This is a genomic window from Moorena producens PAL-8-15-08-1 (assembly GCF_001767235.1).
Classification (GTDB): Bacteria; Cyanobacteriota; Cyanobacteriia; order Cyanobacteriales; family Coleofasciculaceae; genus Moorena; species Moorena producens_A.
Map to the genome: position 1 here is coordinate 2385041 of NZ_CP017599.1, position 16872 is coordinate 2401912.

At 45.4% G+C, this 16872-nt stretch carries 19 protein-coding genes and 1 pseudogene; 10 read left to right on the forward strand and 10 right to left on the reverse strand.

What is annotated here, in order from left to right; translation table 11 throughout:
• Positions 1-579: 579 nt before the first annotated feature.
• Positions 580-756 carry a hypothetical protein gene (locus BJP34_RS42810; protein WP_229424303.1) on the forward strand — a complete coding sequence of 59 codons (177 nt, stop codon included), beginning with the start codon at positions 580-582 and terminating at the stop codon, positions 754-756.
• Here the strand turns inward: BJP34_RS42810 and ctpB are convergent.
• Positions 726-2048 (reverse strand): carboxyl-terminal processing protease CtpB, encoded by a 1323-nt coding sequence (ctpB, locus tag BJP34_RS09200; RefSeq protein ID WP_070392089.1) that lies wholly within the window; start codon positions 2046-2048, stop codon positions 726-728. The two genes, BJP34_RS42810 and ctpB, sit on opposite strands and share 31 nt — an antisense overlap.
• Positions 2049-2469: 421 nt before the next feature.
• Between ctpB and BJP34_RS09205 the strand changes: the two genes are divergently transcribed.
• On the forward strand, positions 2470-2748 hold the full coding sequence (locus tag BJP34_RS09205) for a hypothetical protein (protein WP_070392090.1): 279 nt from the start codon (positions 2470-2472) through the stop codon (positions 2746-2748).
• Here BJP34_RS09205 and BJP34_RS09210 read toward each other — a convergent pair.
• From BJP34_RS09210 to BJP34_RS39150, 3 genes are all read right to left on the reverse strand, one after another.
• A complete protein-coding gene (locus BJP34_RS09210) occupies positions 2745-3020 on the reverse strand; it encodes a MoaD/ThiS family protein (RefSeq protein WP_070392091.1) in 276 nt (91 codons plus the stop codon). The two genes, BJP34_RS09205 and BJP34_RS09210, sit on opposite strands and share 4 nt — an antisense overlap.
• A gap of 319 nt (positions 3021-3339) precedes the next feature.
• Positions 3340-4644: a threonine synthase gene (gene thrC, locus BJP34_RS09215; protein WP_070392092.1), complete on the reverse strand. Its 1305-nt coding sequence runs from the start codon at positions 4642-4644 to the stop codon at positions 3340-3342.
• Positions 4645-4776: 132 nt separating this feature from the next.
• Positions 4777-4992, reverse strand: coding sequence for a hypothetical protein (locus BJP34_RS39150; RefSeq protein WP_149030875.1), 216 nt, complete (start codon positions 4990-4992; stop codon positions 4777-4779).
• A gap of 26 nt (positions 4993-5018) precedes the next feature.
• Between BJP34_RS39150 and BJP34_RS09220 the strand changes: the two genes are divergently transcribed.
• From BJP34_RS09220 to BJP34_RS09230, 3 genes are all read left to right on the forward strand, one after another.
• A complete protein-coding gene (locus BJP34_RS09220) occupies positions 5019-5924 on the forward strand; it encodes a gamma-glutamyltransferase family protein (protein ID WP_229424304.1) in 906 nt (301 codons plus the stop codon).
• 325 nt (positions 5925-6249) lie between these two features.
• Positions 6250-7626 (forward strand): RNA-guided endonuclease InsQ/TnpB family protein, encoded by a 1377-nt coding sequence (locus BJP34_RS09225; protein WP_070392093.1) that lies wholly within the window; start codon positions 6250-6252, stop codon positions 7624-7626.
• Between the two features lie 49 nt (positions 7627-7675).
• Positions 7676-8551: a gamma-glutamyltransferase family protein gene (locus BJP34_RS09230; protein WP_229424305.1), complete on the forward strand. Its 876-nt coding sequence runs from the start codon at positions 7676-7678 to the stop codon at positions 8549-8551.
• Here BJP34_RS09230 and BJP34_RS42815 read toward each other — a convergent pair.
• A complete protein-coding gene (locus BJP34_RS42815; RefSeq protein WP_158517103.1) occupies positions 8540-8677 on the reverse strand; it encodes a hypothetical protein in 138 nt (45 codons plus the stop codon). The genes BJP34_RS09230 and BJP34_RS42815 overlap by 12 nt on opposite strands.
• A gap of 153 nt (positions 8678-8830) precedes the next feature.
• On the opposite strand from BJP34_RS42815, the gene BJP34_RS48610 reads away from it, so the two are divergent.
• The 3 genes from BJP34_RS48610 to BJP34_RS09240 are packed head-to-tail and all read left to right on the forward strand — an operon-like array spanning position 8831 to position 10780.
• Positions 8831-8962: a hypothetical protein gene (locus BJP34_RS48610; RefSeq protein ID WP_267876522.1), complete on the forward strand. Its 132-nt coding sequence runs from the start codon at positions 8831-8833 to the stop codon at positions 8960-8962.
• A gap of 11 nt (positions 8963-8973) precedes the next feature.
• Positions 8974-9705 (forward strand): hypothetical protein, encoded by a 732-nt coding sequence (locus BJP34_RS09235; RefSeq protein WP_149030876.1) that lies wholly within the window; start codon positions 8974-8976, stop codon positions 9703-9705.
• Complete coding sequence (locus BJP34_RS09240; protein WP_070392095.1) at positions 9698-10780, forward strand: pentapeptide repeat-containing protein; 1083 nt, start codon at positions 9698-9700, stop codon at positions 10778-10780. Before BJP34_RS09235 ends, BJP34_RS09240 begins: the two co-directional genes overlap by 8 nt.
• A 34-nt stretch (positions 10781-10814) precedes the next feature.
• On the opposite strand, the gene BJP34_RS48615 is transcribed toward BJP34_RS09240, so the two are convergent.
• Both BJP34_RS48615 and BJP34_RS09245 read right to left on the reverse strand, forming a co-directional pair.
• Positions 10815-10943 (reverse strand): hypothetical protein, encoded by a 129-nt coding sequence (locus BJP34_RS48615; RefSeq protein WP_267876523.1) that lies wholly within the window; start codon positions 10941-10943, stop codon positions 10815-10817.
• A gap of 9 nt (positions 10944-10952) precedes the next feature.
• Complete coding sequence (locus tag BJP34_RS09245) at positions 10953-11261, reverse strand: hypothetical protein (RefSeq protein WP_070392096.1); 309 nt, start codon at positions 11259-11261, stop codon at positions 10953-10955.
• A gap of 499 nt (positions 11262-11760) precedes the next feature.
• Between BJP34_RS09245 and BJP34_RS09250 the strand changes: the two genes are divergently transcribed.
• Together BJP34_RS09250 and BJP34_RS09255 are read left to right on the forward strand one after the other, a co-directional pair.
• On the forward strand, positions 11761-11946 hold the full coding sequence (locus BJP34_RS09250; RefSeq protein ID WP_070392097.1) for a hypothetical protein: 186 nt from the start codon (positions 11761-11763) through the stop codon (positions 11944-11946).
• Complete coding sequence (locus BJP34_RS09255; protein WP_070392098.1) at positions 11943-12206, forward strand: hypothetical protein; 264 nt, start codon at positions 11943-11945, stop codon at positions 12204-12206. Before BJP34_RS09250 ends, BJP34_RS09255 begins: the two co-directional genes overlap by 4 nt.
• Positions 12207-12416: 210 nt before the next feature.
• Here BJP34_RS09255 and BJP34_RS09260 read toward each other — a convergent pair whose 3' ends face one another.
• The 3 genes and pseudogenes from BJP34_RS09260 to BJP34_RS47240 form a co-directional block, all read right to left on the reverse strand.
• The gene (locus BJP34_RS09260; RefSeq protein WP_324611079.1) at positions 12417-14843 is read right to left on the reverse strand and encodes a WD40 repeat domain-containing protein; all 2427 of its coding nucleotides are present in this window, start codon (positions 14841-14843) and stop codon (positions 12417-12419) included.
• Positions 14841-16259, reverse strand: a pseudogene (locus BJP34_RS50355) (ATP-binding protein); the annotation flags it as partial. The pseudogene BJP34_RS50355 and the gene BJP34_RS09260, both read right to left, overlap by 3 nt.
• On the reverse strand, positions 16180-16821 hold the full coding sequence (locus BJP34_RS47240) for a caspase family protein (protein ID WP_070392101.1): 642 nt from the start codon (positions 16819-16821) through the stop codon (positions 16180-16182). The pseudogene BJP34_RS50355 and the gene BJP34_RS47240, both read right to left, overlap by 80 nt.
• Positions 16822-16872 lie beyond the last annotated feature (51 nt).

Genomic DNA, 16872 nt, shown 5'->3' on the forward strand with positions numbered 1-16872 from the left:
ATGGTACGATGGGTAAGGTGGTTTAATGCTTTCGCGTAGCGTCTCTTCCAGAGAATCGCAATCAATTTCAGTTCACAACAATGGTTTTATTGTGATTCATCCTACATCTGGTGGGATTGGTGAACTATTGAATTAGTACGAATTCAATTACAGTTAATCAACAATTGTTCTATTGTGATTCATCCTTGGTGGGCAGTGCATACCTGGGTGTATCCCAGCCAATTAATCTTTCTGTGGCACTGCCCACCCTACATCTGGTGGGATTGGTGAACTATTGAATTAGTACGAAATTAAACACGGTTAATCAACAATTGTTTTATTGTGATTCATCCTTGGTGGGCAGTGCATACCTGGGTGTATCCCAGCCAATGAATCTGTCTAGTGCACTGCCCACCCTACATCTGGTGGGATTGGTGAACTATTGAATTAGTACGAAATTAAACACGGTTAATCAACAATTGTTCTATTGTGATTCATCCTTGGTGGGCAGTGCATACCTGGGTGTATGCCAGCCAATGAATCTGTCTAGTGCACTGCCCACCCTACATCTGTTATATTGTGATTCATCCTTGGTGGGCAGTGCATACCTGGGTGTACGCCACCAAGATGAATTTGTCTAGTGCACTGCCCACCCTACATCTCCTCCCGATTCCCGATTCCCGATTCCCGATTCCCGATTCCCGATTCCCGATTCCCGATTCCCGATTCCCGATTTCCAGCGCAGCTTACCAGACCCTACCTGAGTTTATGGGTTGACTGAGGGTTCCAGGCCCAGAGGCAGTAGTTGATTTTAAAACTGCGATCGCTTTTCCGTATTGAGGATCCTTACTAGTGCCACGCCATCCCGGTTGAGTCGATAGCAGTTGCCGTTGCTCAAGGGTCAACTCTTGGCGAATATCGGGCACAATTCCTTTCAAACTAATATCTTCACCACTGGGTAGATAGTAACGAGAGACTGTCACCGTTAAACCCGAACCATCGGATAAGGAATGGACAGACTGGACAGCGGCTTTACCAAAAGTGCGAGAACCGATAACAGTAGCGCGTTTGTTATCTTTCAGAGCACCAGTTAGAATCTCACTAGCACTAGCGGAGTTACCATCCACTAGAATCGCTAAGGGCAGTTGGGTCAAGGCGGTTCGATTAGCGGTGTATGCCTGTTTGCCACCGATCCGGTCTATAGTGCTAACAATTTCCCCCTCTTGCATCCACATCCGGGCAATTTCAATACTGGAAAAAAGCAATCCGCCTGGATTACCCCGCAGATCTAGGACATAAGCATTCACCTTCTGCTGATTTAGGTTGCTAATTGCCCGTTGCATTTGTTCAGCTGCATGGGAACTAAATTCATTTAAGCTGATGTAACCCACGCGCAGATTCCCTTCCTCCTTGACGCTGTAACGAACAGAGGGAATTTCTATCTGAGCTCGGGTTAGTTCTATCTCAAAGATGCCCTGTCCTGGTCGGGCAATCCGCAGAGTCACTGATGATCCTACTTTACCCCGGATTAGTTCCGAGGCATCTTCGAGACTTAACCCTTTCGTCGATTTGCTATCTACCGCTAAAATCCTATCCCCAGCTTGAAGACCTCCCTTAAACGCTGGGGAATTTTCAATCGGTTCAATGATTAACGGGGTCTCGGTCTGCTTTTCTATTTCCATGCGAATACCCACACCAGACAGTTCACCAACAGTTTGGTTTGTCAAGGCTTGGAACTGTTCTGGCACTAAAAAGCGGGTGTAGGGGTCTTCCAAGGTTTCTAGGGCTTTCCGAATCGCTTTATAGGCTTCTTCCTTTGAAGCGTAGCTTCTGCTCAGAAGTTTGTGCCTAGTCGCTTGCCAGTCAACTTGGTTAAAGGTGTTATCGACATATTCCCGATTGACAGTTTGCCAAACTTCATCAACAATCGTTTTGGGGCTATCCTGAAATGCTACAACCACAGAGCTACCATTAATCGGTGTTGCCCAAGACCAAACTGCTGTGGTTGCGATCGCTCCAGTGAACAGAACACGTTTGAGTCGGGGGAAGTTTTTCAGGGATTGTCTCATGGATATAAGGCGGCAAATTACTTAATTAGTTAATTACTTGATTTATTTAGTTTTTTATAAATTCAACAATTATTGACGTTTCTAGGTACTACTGATGATAATAACCAAAAAAAAATATTTTATAGGTTTAGTTTCTGATATGATATACTAAGAGGATATTTGTATTTCTGGTGATACTGCCAACTTAGTCACCAAGTTTCAGTCACCAAGTTTCTGTCACTTAGCTTCACTCACTTAGTTACAACAGAGGATAGAGTTTTTTTATACGATTTAATAGTCTAATTGTAATATACAAAAATTCAGCAACTATGGCAGACTGCCGTTGTGCCAGTTCCGAAACTGAACTGCTCTGGGTACACAGACTGCCATAGCGATCGCAAAATAATCATTGATTTAGCGGCCAGCTCAGGTGGCTAGCTAAATGGGTGGTATCAAAATACTTGCAGCAATCCCGATCAACCCCCGAGTCTTGTATAGCGCCGCTGAAAATCCAGTTACTGTCGGGAGTTGGGGAGATGGGGAAATGGCGAGTCAGATCAGGGTTCCCTGTGCCCTGTTCCCTACTCCCTGTGCCCTTTTCCCTTCTAAAACCCAGGACGAAAGTTCCTGTAGGGTGGGCAGTGCATCAGACAGATTCACCAAGCTTACCAATCCCTTAGGTAAGCACTGCCCACCTACGATTAACCACAATAATCTCTAACCACCAGCAACAGCTGTGACAATACTCACTTCATCCCCATCGTTGAGTTTTGTTTCTGTATTCTCCAACAAGCGGATATCTTCCCCGTTCACGTAGAGATTCAAAAATCGACGGGGTTTACCCTGCTCATCGCACAGGCGTTGTTTAATTCCAGGACAATTAGTTTCCAGGGATTCGATCAGTTCAGAAACATTCGTTCCCTGACATTCTACTGTTGCTTGCTCTTGGGTATATTTTTGCAGAGGAGTAGGAATTAAAACTTTTACAGCCATAATCAATATCTTGCTTTTAATTCTCAATTTTGAAGGTTGAATGGTAAGCCATCAGCTATCAGCCATCAGCCATCAGTTATCAGTTATCAGCTATCAGTTATCAGCTATCAGTTATCAGCTATCAGCTATCAGTTATCACAGGCTAGAAGCCTGTGCCACGCTGTCTTGATGCAAAGCGCGAGTGGGTGAAACCACGGCAGTCGCTCATGGGGGAGACCCCCAAGACCGCGCTGCATCGCTACTAGATCGGTGCTTTTGAGTAAAATAGGCTGACCACTGACCGCTGACTGCTGACTGCTGATTGCTGACTGCTGACTGCTTAAACTAAAACTTGTTGCCATTCCAGACGGTCTAGGGTGTTAGCCCGCTCTAATGCTTGCTCGAAATTGTCTAGTTTTGGTTCAATTACCAAAGGTTCACCCACATAACCTTGAACTGCTTCTTGGGTCTTCAAGCCATTACCAGTGATGTAGGCTACTGTAGTTTCATCGGGGTCAATTTTACCACCTTCTACCAACTTCTTGAGTACAGCAATTGTAGTCCCTCCTGCGGTTTCGGTGAAGATTCCTTCAGTTTCTGCCAGCAACTTCATCCCTTCGATAACTTCTGCATCAGTCACGGATTCAATGTTTCCGTTAGTTTTCTTAGCTATTTCTAAAGCATAGATGCCGTCGGCTGGGTTTCCAATCGCAATAGATTTAGCAATAGTGTTCGGCTTGACTGGAGTAATAAAGTCCCGTCCTTCTTTGAAAGCTTGAGCGATTGGGGAGCAACCTTCTGCTTGAGCACCGCTGAAGCGCACTGATTTATCATCCACTAGACCCACTTTGATGAATTCTTGGAAGCCTTTGTAGATCTTGGTGTATAGGGAACCTGATGCCAAGGGAGCAACAACATGATCCGGTAGTTGCCAACCCAGTTGTTCAGCCACTTCAAAGCCCAGAGTTTTGGAGCCTTCTGAGTAGTAGGGACGTAGGTTAATGTTCACAAATCCCCAACCGTGGCTGTTGGCTACTTCACAACAGAGGCGGTTGACTTGGTCGTAGTTGCCTTTGACTGCCATTAATGTGGGGTTGTAAATCAGAGTGCCCATCACTTTACCTGCTTCCAGGTCAGCAGGGATAAACACGCAGCAGTCGAGTCCAGCATGAGCTGCGATCGCAGCAGTAGAATTCGCTAAGTTTCCAGTACTAGCACAGGATACCGTTGAGAAGCCTAACTCCCGTGCTCTACTTAGAGCTACTGATACCACCCGGTCTTTGAAGCTCAGGGTGGGCATGTTGACCGCATCATTTTTAATGTAGAGATTTTTTAACCCTAAGCGTCTAGCCAAGCGAGTCGATTTCACTAAGGGAGTCATTCCCGTACCAACATCAATATAGTTATCAGTGGCAAGGGGTAAGAAAGAACGATAGCGCCAGATGGATTTCGGACCTGCCTCTATGCTTTGCCGGGTTACATGGCGTCTGAGGGTGCCGTAGTCATATTTTACTTCCAACGGACCAAAGCATTCCTCACAAACATGCATTGCCTTGGGCTCATACTCCGCACCACACTCTTTACACTTCAACTTGGTAAATGCGGTAGATGCCTGGGTTTTGGGAGTAATTGTGGCTTGGCTCATGGGTATATCTCTAATTACGTTCTCTAATTACGTTCAGTCAAGACTTGATTAAAAGTAACATACCTCAAAATGTCCGTCAAACATACCCGACTTTTTTAGTCGGGATTACTTACAGCTCTTAAACAAGAACCATTAACCAGTCGAAACTACTGTCAATTTAGATACAAACTTTGATGCGATTAGTGATATATGGCTGTGTGTAGGGAATAGGCAAGAGGCAAGAGGCAAGAGGCAAGAGGCAAGAGGCAACAGTAATCCCCCCGACTCCCGACTCCCGACTCCCGACTCCCTAGTAGCGCTGCTGGAAACCGTTATAGTATCTTTCCGAAAGCCGAAAATCCTTTCCAATCTCTCAATATTTCCTCAACTATCCCATGGGCAAGATAGCCAAAACACATAAATTCATCATCACTTGCCTCACTACTCTAATTTTCATTAGTGCTGGCAGCGCCTTTGGTCAAGACACAGTTATCTTTAGCAGAAAAGATATCTTTCATCCTGTTATCGCTAACAACGGTATGGTTTCCTCTCAAGAAAGCTATGCCTCACAAGCTGGTTTAGCCGTTTTAAAAGAAGGTGGCAATGCTGTTGATGCTGCGGTAACCATTGGGTTTACCCTAGCGGTAACCTTACCGCGAGCTGGGAATCTCGGTGGTGGTGGCTTTATGCTCTTACATTTGGCCAAGGATAACCAAACCATTGCTATTGATTATCGGGAGAAAGCACCACTCGCTGCTACTCGTGATATGTTTCTGGATAATAATGGTGAGGTTGACCCAGAAAAGTCTCGATACAGTTATTTATCTGTAGGTGTTCCTGGTACTGTAGCTGGGTTAACCATGGCACTGGAAAAATACGGCACTATTTCCTTAGAACGGGCATTACAACCAGCTATAGAATTAGCAGAAAAAGGGTTCCCAGTTTCTGAAGATTTGCTCAGCTCTCTGAGAGAGTATAAGCAGCGAATGCAGGCTTCTGAGGCGAGTATGGCTATTTTTTATAAGCCAGGGGGCGTGCCTTATCAGCTAGGGGAAATCTTGGTACAAAACGATTTATCCCGTAGTTTAAAGCTGATTGCTAAATATGGGGGTAAAGCCTTTTATGAAGGTGCGATCGCATCCGCTATCGTAGCAGACATGGAAGCCAATGGTGGTCTGATTACCAAAGAGGATTTAGCAACCTATAAACCCGTGATTCGAGAGCCGATTCGGGGCACTTATCGGGGCTATGAGATTTATCGAATAGGGGAGTTTGTTCGCGTAGCGTGGCCATTCGCGTAGCGTGGCCCAAAGGCCAAGGCCAGGGGAAAAGAATACCCCATCCCTCTTTAGGGTGGGGATGAATTTTCCTCTCAAACAATTATTTAGGTAGTACCCCAGTTTTTCTTAGCGCTTCTAAATATTCTGATCAAGTCAAGCCAGCCTTAGATGCCATACTCTTTAATCCATCCCAAGCTACTTCTGTAGTTCTAACAGTATGAGCTTTTTTTGCTATCCATGAATAGGAGATCGCCTAATTTTTTTTGTTGCAATTTTTGTAATATTACTTGTTATATATATTTCTATAAGCTAGACTAAATATAGCACAGTAAAAGAGGTCGATACTATGCAATTGGGCTACGTATATAAATTGATTCCGAATCCCCAGCAAGAAGCTACCATGAGTCGATGGCTAGACATGCTTTTAGCTCAGTACAACTACCTATTAAGAGATAGGAACGATTCCTACGATCAAGTCAAATCTCCTAAGATGGGCGATTACTGTGATTTGACAAATAAGGGAGAGGCATGCCCATTAACTTGCTCGGTAAATAAGTCAACCTCGTTGGGGTATCCTTGGAAAAATAGCCACAAAAACCCTTCGGCAAAGCCGACGCTACGGGAACGCCGCAGTACCTACGAGATTCAAAGCTCTACTTTGCCAGACCTCAAGAAAACAAGACCCTGGTACAAAGAAATCCACTCCACTGTCTTGCAGCAAATGCTAAGGCAGTTAGACACGGCTTTCAAAAAGTTTTTCAAAGGAGAAGCAAGGTATCCAAAACCTAAAAGACGTTCTCGCTACCGGAGTTTTAAGTATGCTCCAGGTCAGATAAAGTTGAACGGCAATCGAATTTACTTGCCAGGTATAGGCTGGATGAAATTTCATAATTCCCGGCCTATACCAGATGGCTTTACACTGAAATCAGTTACCGTCCGTCGGAAATCACGGGGTTGGTTTGTCAGTATTCATATCGAAGATAAATTAGCTCCGTCCCCTCCGGGAAAGAATAGTAATGAAATAAGTCCAACACGTGTCAAAGGATGCGATCTAGGAATCAAAAAGCTTGTTAGTGTTTCTGATGGTCAAATTATTGCTAATCCAGCCAAGAGCAGTAAATTTGAACGTCAATCAAGAAGACTAAAACTGAGACAAAGAGCTGCGAGTCGTAAACGAAAAGGTTCAAAGAACCGTAAAAAGTCATTCAAGAAAGTAGCATCATTGCATGAGCGGATTGAGAATAGCCGGTCAGCATACCACTGGGACACCGCTAAAAAGTTAGTTAATGACGCAGATGCCCTGGTGTTTGAAGATCTCAACATTAAGGGAATGAAATCTCGTTGTAAACCCAACAAGAATGAAAATGGTGGCTATGACCGTAATGGACAGTCAGCCAAAAGAGGGCTTAACCGCTCAATCTCTGATGCTGCCTGGGGGGAATTGATCAAAAAAGTTGAAGTCGTGGCTGCAAAGTCAGGCATTCCAGTAATCAAAGTAAACCCTAGACATACATCTCAAGAATGCCCAAAATGCCATCACACCAGTGCAGACAATCGATCTGGAGAAAAGTTTGTTTGCACTGAATGTGGCTACCACGATGATGCTGATGTCAATGGGGCAGTAAATATCAAAATGCGGGGTCTCAAAAAACTGGGTATTGACCCCTCCCAGCTACCTTCGGTGCGAAGGGAAGTCACGCCCATGGAGTTAATAGTCGTTTAGACTGTGTCTGGGAATCCCCATCCCTCTTTAGGGTGGGGAGGTTCAATCTATGCCACCTCCAAGTTCTGGAGGTATCCATCTGGTGCAGATGTTGAATACGTTAGAAGCCTTTCCGATTCGGAAACTGGGACATAATACTGCCCAAACCATTCATTTAATGACGGAAAGTATGAAGTTAGCCTATGCTGACCGTTCTAAATTTTTAGGAGATCCTGACTTTGTTCCCGTTCCCGTTGCTGAATTAACCTCTAAAACCTATGCTGAACGCATCCGTCAACGGATTAATCTCTATCGAGCAACTCCCAGTTTAGAAATTGCCCCTGGTAATCCTACTCAACCGGTAGAAAGCAATGATACCACCCATTATTCAGTGATGGATAAGTATGGCAATGCTGTTGCTAATACCTATACTTTAAACTTCAGCTATGGCAGTAAAATTACAGTACCGGGAACGGGTATTCTCCTCAACAATGAAATGGATGATTTTTCAGCTAAGCCAGGAGTACCTAATGCTTTTGGGTTAACTGGAGCAGAATTCAATGCGATCGCACCGGAAAAAAGGATGCTCAGTTCTATGACGCCAACAATTGTGGTCAAAGATGGTAAGCCTTATCTGGTCACTGGCACTCCAGGGGGGAGTAAGATTATTACCACCGTTTTGCAATTGATTATGAATGTAATTGATCACCAGCTCAATATTGCTACAGCTACTAATGCCATTCGGGTACATCATCAATGGTTACCGGATCGACTTTTTATAGAGCAGGGTTTAAATGGTGATACAATCCAGTTATTGAAGTATAAAGGATATAAGATTTCGTTAGATAATTCTATGGGGAGTACCCAGAGTATCATGCACATTAACAATTCATTTGAAGGTGCATCTGATCCTCGCCGACCTGGTGCCTTAACCTTAGGTTATTAACCTATAGCAATTATTATACTCATGAGGTACAAGTATTTTGGTTTTAGGGAGCAGGGAGCAGGGAGCAGCTAAGAGGCAAGAGGCAAGAGGCAAGAGGCAAGATGTAAAAAAAAATGTGTACCTCATAGCTATGAGAAACGCTAGAGTATTTACTTGAGCAATCCGTGTAGGAATTGTGGGAATTTTGGATCGTAAGTTTCCTACTCCCGTCTTGATGCAGTCGCTCATGGGGGGAACCCCCAAGACCGCGCTGCATCGCTACTCCCTACTCCCGTCTTGATGCAGTCGCTCATGGGGGAAACCCCCAAGACCGCGCTGCATCGCTACTCCCTACTCCCTATTCCCTACTCCCTATTCCCTATTCCCTTTGCTATTAAATGCCTCCACCAGAGCCTAAGAATAAATGCCTAGATTGCTTAGGGATGAAATTGGAAGGAACGCTGATTCCGCCAAACAAACAAAAACGTAAGTTTTGGCAAAAACCCTCTAAAATCCCGCAGATTAATTTATACCTAACCATTCAATTTAACCAGCACTGGGAAGAGTTGCTCGAAGGTCGTGTTAAATTTGGACTCAAAGGTGGAGTACTGCGCCTTCATCTCCAACATGGTAATATCCCCTATGAATTCCGTGAGCTTGGTGGTTATATTCAACTGGCAACAGTAGGTAATCAACAGTCATCATGGCCTACTTGTGATCTCAAGCAGCGTCCAACAGACTCTAATGGCAACAGGGCAAAAGGGGGAGGTGCCGTTACTCCAGAAGCTACCCAATGGCAATTCCACGAGAGATGCCAACCAGAATCTCAACCAGAATCCTACGAGACCGATCAAGTTTCCTGGTGCCACATTACCAATCAAGTTTCGGGGGAAAATCCTGCCTGGATTTTTGAAGAACAGAAGGGCAATGGTGTTTTATTTGGTTGCCTGAATCGGGTAAAGCTAGCCACTGTGAATGTCACTGCTTTACCCTGTCGTATCCAAGCAATCTTTGAAGTATCCCAGCGAGATATTTGTGTCACTGAAGTTGAGGGGTTGTGGTCTAATAACCTTACCCGCAATAAAACCGTTGTGCTGAACAGACTGATTGTGGAACATTTGTTGGTAAGTAAATTTAAGCCCTATCTGTCTCGAGTGGAATTGCAATATGGGTGAGGAAAAATCTCAACCGATTCTGCTCAGCCTGATCAAGCGGGTTGTAGTGGCAGAAACAGACAATCTTGAGCAGTTGACTGCAATGGTTGGGCTTAATCTGGCTGAGCACTTCACTGCAGCTGACTTAAGTTACACTGACCTCAGCCAAGCTAGGTTGATTGAAGCGGATTTCAGAGGAACAGATTTCCGGGGGGCTAACCTCCAAGGTGCCAACTTCTGTAATGCTGACTTGAGGGGGGCTGATTTCAGGAGTGCCAATCTAAGCATGAGCGACTTCAGGAGTGCTAATCTCGAGGGGGTAAGCCTTGGTGGTGCTGACCTGAGGGGGATACGATTAGATGGTGCTAATCTCAGGGATGGTGACCTCAGTGGTGCTGACTTGAGGGGAGCTGACGTCAGGAAAACTGACCTAACTGGTGTTAATCTTAGCGAGGCTAAATTGGGAGGTGCTTACCTCCAGGGGGCTAAACTCAGGGGGGCTAATCTCGGGAGTGCGATTTTGAGCAGAGCTAACCTTCAGGGGACTAACCTGATCCGTGCCCACCTGGGGGGGGCTGACTTGAGGTGTGTTGATTTATCCCATGCTAACTTAAGCCGTGCTGAGCTTAGTGAAGCTAATCTCAAAGGTGCGAAACTGAGGGGAACTAATCTTAAAGGAGCTGATTTAAGTTTAGCAGATATGACCCAAGTCTGCCTGATTCGTGCTAATTTGAGTTATGTCCATCTGATTCGTGCCAACCTTCGCAAAGCTGAGCTGATTCGTAGCGACTTAAGTCACAGTGATCTCAGGGGAGTTGATCTTCAGGGAGCTGACTTGAGTTTGGCTATCTTTGAAAATGCTGACCTTAGGAGTGCTAATCTCAGAAGTGCGAAGATGAATCTTGCTGAGTTAGATGGTGCCAATTTGAGAGGGGCTGATTTTAGTCATGCTGACATTAGGGGGGCAAAAGTGAAAGGGGCTAGGTTCGCTAAAAATCGAGGTATTTCTAATCATATGAAACGGGTGTTGATGCGCTTAGGGGCAATTTTTGAAGATGACGACCGCGATAGCTCTACGGTGATTATTTCTCGTTAAGTTTAGTAAGCATTCAGCTATAAGTTATCAGCATTCAGCGAGTAGGGTGCGTTACGGCAAAGCCTAACGCACCGAAATGATTGCGATCGCTTTTAGCGTGGCCTAGGGCCAATCGCGTTCGCGCAGCGGAGGCCGTAGGCCACAAGCGATTACGAAGGAACATCGCATTTTTTCAAGCAACGTTATCCTCTGAGGTACGTAAGGGAATTAGAGGCAGCAGGGGACACAAGGGAATCAGAGACACGTTTGACGTTTCAGTATTGGCAGGTTCAGGGGCTTGGAAAGGTTCCTCAAATTGCTCAAAGTGCATTTCGGACACTGGTTGCTGTAACAATTTTTTTAATGCAATTTGCGGTGGGATTTCAGCAATATCTTCTTCGAGGATTTTATTCAGCTTAATTTTGTCTTCTATTTCCAGAGTAGTAATTGCTTCAAGAAGAGACTCGAAAGGAATTAGCCTTTTGAAAGCAGCTTGTATCATATTTACCTTCCGGGATTATGTTTATATGATTACTTAGGTTACTATAGTAGCCCCAATTTACCTTTGTGGTAACGCGAGTTTATGTTTATTAACATTTAATTACAAATTCTGATTTTAACTTATGATATTAACTGTTGACTATTTTATCAAAATATGTTTAATCCAGCCATAAAATTTTCCTAGCTATCGTTATTGTCAACAGATCAGGACATAGTATGAAAATCACCAAAAATGTAGTTAAACATACTATTAACCAGGGTAAACTACTTTTTCCCGGCTTTATCAACAGGGATTATAGGATGTCCGTATAATTAATCTAATAAAAATCTCCCCATCTCGCTATCTCCCCATCTCCCCATCTCCCCATCTCCCCATCTCCCCACACTCCCCGCGCCCCCGCCCCAACCTCCCCACAGGTTTATTATGGGTATTCAACCGGACGAATAATCAAGATTTGGGAGTAAAATCACCAACATCCCTATAACTTCGGTCGGGTGTGATGGAACCAACAGAAGCACAATATCTAATTCTCAATGCGTTGGATACCTTAGGTTTACTAGAAAATACTGTTTATGACCAAGACAATGGCATTTGGTACATCAGCACTGCCAGCCTTCTTCTGCCCTTTGCTATGCTTTTACCAAATGGTGAAATTACCCCGATTACACCTGTAGCCGAATTATGAACCCCTTAAGTGAATTACAACAACAGCAATATCAACGAATGATAGAACTCTCCACTCTGGCTCGTCAGCGATATCTGGACTCCGGAGGAGATCCAAACCGAGCCTCAGGGAGTCTACACAATGAAAATTACATGACTGCGGAAGAACAGCAGGAATTCTTGGTATTAGCTAGGGCACTTTCTGGGATTTATACTAATAATGGTTATGTTTACTGTCAAGGGCGCTCTTGGAAATTACCGGAAGTGTTGAATCACGACTAGAGGGGAGAGTGTGGAGAGAGGGGGGAGTGTGGGAAGTGTGGGGAGTGTGGGAAGAGGGGGGAGTGTGAGAAGTGTGGGAAGTGTGGGCAGACTTAAAAACTCTTCAAACTATGTATTAAAATAAGCTATAATATAATATTTATCTAAAAAATTATACCCATTTCCCTATCTCCCTGCTCCCTGCTCCCTACTCCCTGCTCCCTTCTTCCTTCACATACCACAAATTTTCCTTAATTCTTCTTCGTCTTCATGAGTGACTAGGTAATCATGGAGCCAATCACAACTCTTTGCCACTAAATCATCTAAATCGAAATTCCATAAAATTACAGTGTTGTCTGCACTAGCAGAAGCAAGAGTCTGGCCATCTCGGCTAAAGACCACGCTATTGACCCAATCGCTATGTCCGGTGAGGGTTTGCAGGTGTTTGCCTTGGTGATTCCATAGTTTCACCGTCTTGTCCCAACTAGCAGAAGCAAGAGTCTGGCCATCTCGGCTAAAGACCACGTTATTGACCCAATCGCTATGTCCGGTGAGGGTTTGCAGGTGTTTGCCTTGGTGATTCCATAGTTTCACCGTCTTGTCCCAACTAGCAGTAGCGATAGTCTGGCCATCTCGGCTAAAGGCCACGCTAGTGACATTTGCTTTGTGTTCGGTGAGGGTGTGCAGGTGCTTGCCTTTGAGATTCCACAGTTTCACAGTCTTGTCCCAACTAGCAGAAGCGATAGTCTGGCCATCTCGGCTAAAGGCCACGCTATTGACAGGTTCGCTATGTCCAGTGAGGGTGTGCAGGTGTTTGCCTTTGAGATTCCACAGTTTCACAGTCTTGTCATCACTAGCAGTAGCGATAGTCTGGCCATCTCGGCTAAAGACCACGCTATTCACCCAATCGCTATGTCCAGTGAGGGTGTGCAGGGGTTTGCCTTTGAGATTCCACAGTTTCACCGTGTTGTCATCACTAGCAGTAGCGATAGTCTGGCCATCTGGGCTAAAGACCACGCTATTCACCCAATCGCTATGTCCGGTGAGGGTTTGCAGGTGTTTGCCTTGGTGATTCCATAGTTTCACCGTCTTGTCCCAACTAGCAGTAGCAATAGTCTGGTCATCTCGGCTAAAGGCGACGCTAGTGACATCTGCGCTATGTCCAGTGAGGATGTGCAGGTCTTTGCCTTTGAGATTCCACAGTTTCACGGTGTTGTCCAAACTAGCAGAAGCGATAGTCTGGCCATCTCGGCTAAAGGCCACGCTAGTGACAGGTTCGCTATGTCCAGTGAGGGTGTGCAGGGGTTTGCCTTTGAGATTCCACAGTTTCACGGTGTTGTCCAAACTAGCAGTAGCGATAGTTTGGCCGTCTGGGCTAAAGGCGACGGTTATGAGATATTGGCTATGTCCGGTGAGGGTTTGCAGTACTTTGCCTTGCAGATTCCACAGTTTCACGGTGTTGTCCAAACTAGCAGTAGCGATAGTCTGGCCATCTGGGCTAAAGGCGAGACTAGTGACATCTGCGCTATGTCCAGTGAGGGTGTGCAGGTCTTTGCCTTTGAGATTCCACAGTTTCACGGTGTTGTCCCAACTAGCAGAAGCGATAGTCTGGCCATCTCGGCTAAAGGCGACGCTATTGACAGGTTCGCTATGTCCAGTGAGGGTGTGCAGGTCTTTGCCTTTGAGATTCCACAGTTTCACGGTGTTGTCCCAACTAGCAGAAGCGATAGTCTGGCCATCTCGGCTAAAGGCCACGCTAGTGACAGGTTCGCTATGTCCAGTGAGGGTGTGCAGGGGTTTGCCTTTGAGATTCCACAGTTTCACGGTGTTGTCAAAACTAGCAGTAGCGATAGTCTGGCCATCTCGGCTAAAGACGAGGCTAGTGACAGGTTCGCTATGTCCAGTGAGGGTGTGCAGGTGTTTGCCTTGTAGATTCCATAGTTTCACGGTGTTGTCCAAACTAGCAGAAGCGATAGTCTGGCCATCTCGGCTAAAGACGAGGCTAGTGACAGGTTCGCTATGTCCAGTGAGGGTGTGCAGGTGTTTGCCTTGTAGATTCCATAGTTTCACGGTGTTGTCCCAACTAGCAGAAGCGATAGTCTGGCCATCTCGGCTAAAGGCGACGCTAGTGACAGTATCAGTATGTTTATCCAGGCTATTATACTGGTTGACGCCATAGAGAGATTGCTGCAACTTAGCGATCACTTGTATTCTAGTATCACCTTTTACCCTTTTTGCCTTTTGGAGTTTTCCTACTGCCCTTAAACTCTCTTTTAGAGCATCAAAGGCTTGCTTTGAGGTAAACAAGAGTTCTGAAGATTGATTCAGGGCTTTAATTTCACTTTCTTCTGCCTTTCTCGCCTGCTTACGAGACTCCAATCCAAAAACCGTTGAAGCAACTGTCCCCAATACCAACACACCAATAAACCCTACCGCTACTAACCTGCGGTTACGGGTGATTTGCTTGTGCTTGTGACGGCTAACCTCAATATACTCCTCGGCCAACCCATTCAACATCCCCAATTCACCATACTTTCTTAAATACTCCTGGGCTTCTACCAACCTCCCCCCTTGCAACAGTAGACCCGCATCATCGCGCTTCTTTCCCTTCTCCTGCCATTCTTCTGCCGCCGCTTCCAGCTTGCTTTCGATCACCATCGCTTCTGTGTAAGTCTGCTTCCACTCCACCAACCTTCCCCAGTGGCGAATCAAGGCTTCGTGCACCACATCCAAAACCACATCCTGGGAATTTTCCTCATGACTTCTAGTAATCAAGCGGTTGTCTGAACTGGCTAAGGTCTGGCTAACAGCATCGAGCAGTTCTAAACTGTGATGAGAATTGACTAACTCCCCCAGGCGTACTCGTCTACGGGTATCGAGAGTCTCTCCCACTTGAGTTAATTCCAACAACAAACGCCTAGCCACAGTTTGTTCTACCTGGGAGAGACTATCAAATACCTGATTTGCCTTCTTTTCCAGAGTTCCCTCAATTCCCCCTAACTGTTGATAGGTTTCTAACCGTAAAAACGTTTCCTGCTGCTGTCTTGACTGTTTCCATAATTCCGTCAGAGTATATTGGAGCAGGGGAAGGCTACCTGGATAATCTTCGACATCGTTAATCAGTTGCTGTTTTAATCTCCCCTCAATCCCTAATCCTACTAATTCAGCTGGTAGTGCGATCGCTTCTTGATGCAGTCGCTCATGGGGGGAACCCCCAAGACCGCGCTGCATCGCTTCTTCAATTTCCTGACGGTTCAACTGGTCAACATTGATGTATGGTCTATTGATCTTTTCAACAAATTGAGGATACTTTCGCGACCGCCCCCGAAAGTCAGAGCGCATGGCAATTAACACAATTAGATTGTCTTTCTGCTCTAATAATTCCATTAAACCGTTAAAGAATTCCAGGCGTTGGTCAGGTTGACTCATAGTGAAGCACTCTTCAAACTGGTCAATAATCATGACCACCGGTTCAGAAGTCGCTACTAGAGTAAGACTAGAATTGCCTCCCTTGTTCTCTAAAAGCTTTCCCAACTCCAGCACCTCCTGTAACCTTTGCTTTGGTGCAACACCCGGAGTGAAAGGTTCTAGATAATGCCAGCGATCGCTTCTTGATGCAGTCGCTCATGGGGGGAACCCCCAAGACCGCGCTGCATCGCTTCCAACAATTGCCTGCCCTAACTTCAGTTGATACAACAAGCCTGCCCTGAGTAAGGAAGACTTGCCACTGCCGGAAGCTCCTAACACTACCAGCAGACGGTCTTTAGTTTTCACTCGCTCAATTAATTGCTCGGTCAACTTAGAGCGACCGTAAAACACCAGAGCATCCTCTGGTTTATCGGTAAAATAAGACAGAGACCGATAGGGGCACTTATCCTGAAAGCTCAGTTTCGGAAACAGGCTAGTCAGTAGAATGGCTTGTTCAGAGTTAGCGATTAAAGGACGTTGTCCAGTCCTTGACATCCGCTGCTCAATAAACAAGGCCAAATTATGACTAGTAACAATACCATCCGGGTGATTTTCCGGATTTAATCCTGTCAGTAACTCCCTGGTAAATACCCCTTCCTTGTTCATGGCTAATCTCTACTCCCGGTTCAAAGGAACGAGTAGCAGTAATCAAGCAGTAAGCTTTATCAGTTGGGATAAATGGGAGCAAGCTTAGTAACTCGCCACTGTAGCAACAATCTAACCAAATCACTACCTGTTTGACTGGGCTAGTTGCGATTTGCTCACCCAACTCCCGCAGAGGATAGCCATAAATTCCCACATCAGGAAAGGCATCACTTGTCACTAAGAAAACTTCCTCAATACCATCCACCTCTTGTCTACAGCCATGGCCTGAAAAGAAGAATAGGCCGGTTTCTGGAGGTTGGTTGGGAGGAGGAGGATTAAACAGATTAGCGACTGCTGACCTTAATTCCTCTAATTTTACTAGTCCTGTGCTGGATGGTCCCCCTGCTCCTTTTTGGGTCAACCCAAGGGGTAAGTCTTGAATCCGAAACGGTTCATAGCCATACTGCTCTAATCGTTGAGCGACATTTTCCCCATCTAATGCCGCAACGGTCAAGTCGTTAAAGTTGGTGTATTCTGGATAACGGTTAATCCCAACAATTAGGGCTTCCCATTGCGGTCTCATTGGAGCGAGGTTCTGAAACTTTTATTAGGGTAACATACTATCACAATTTCG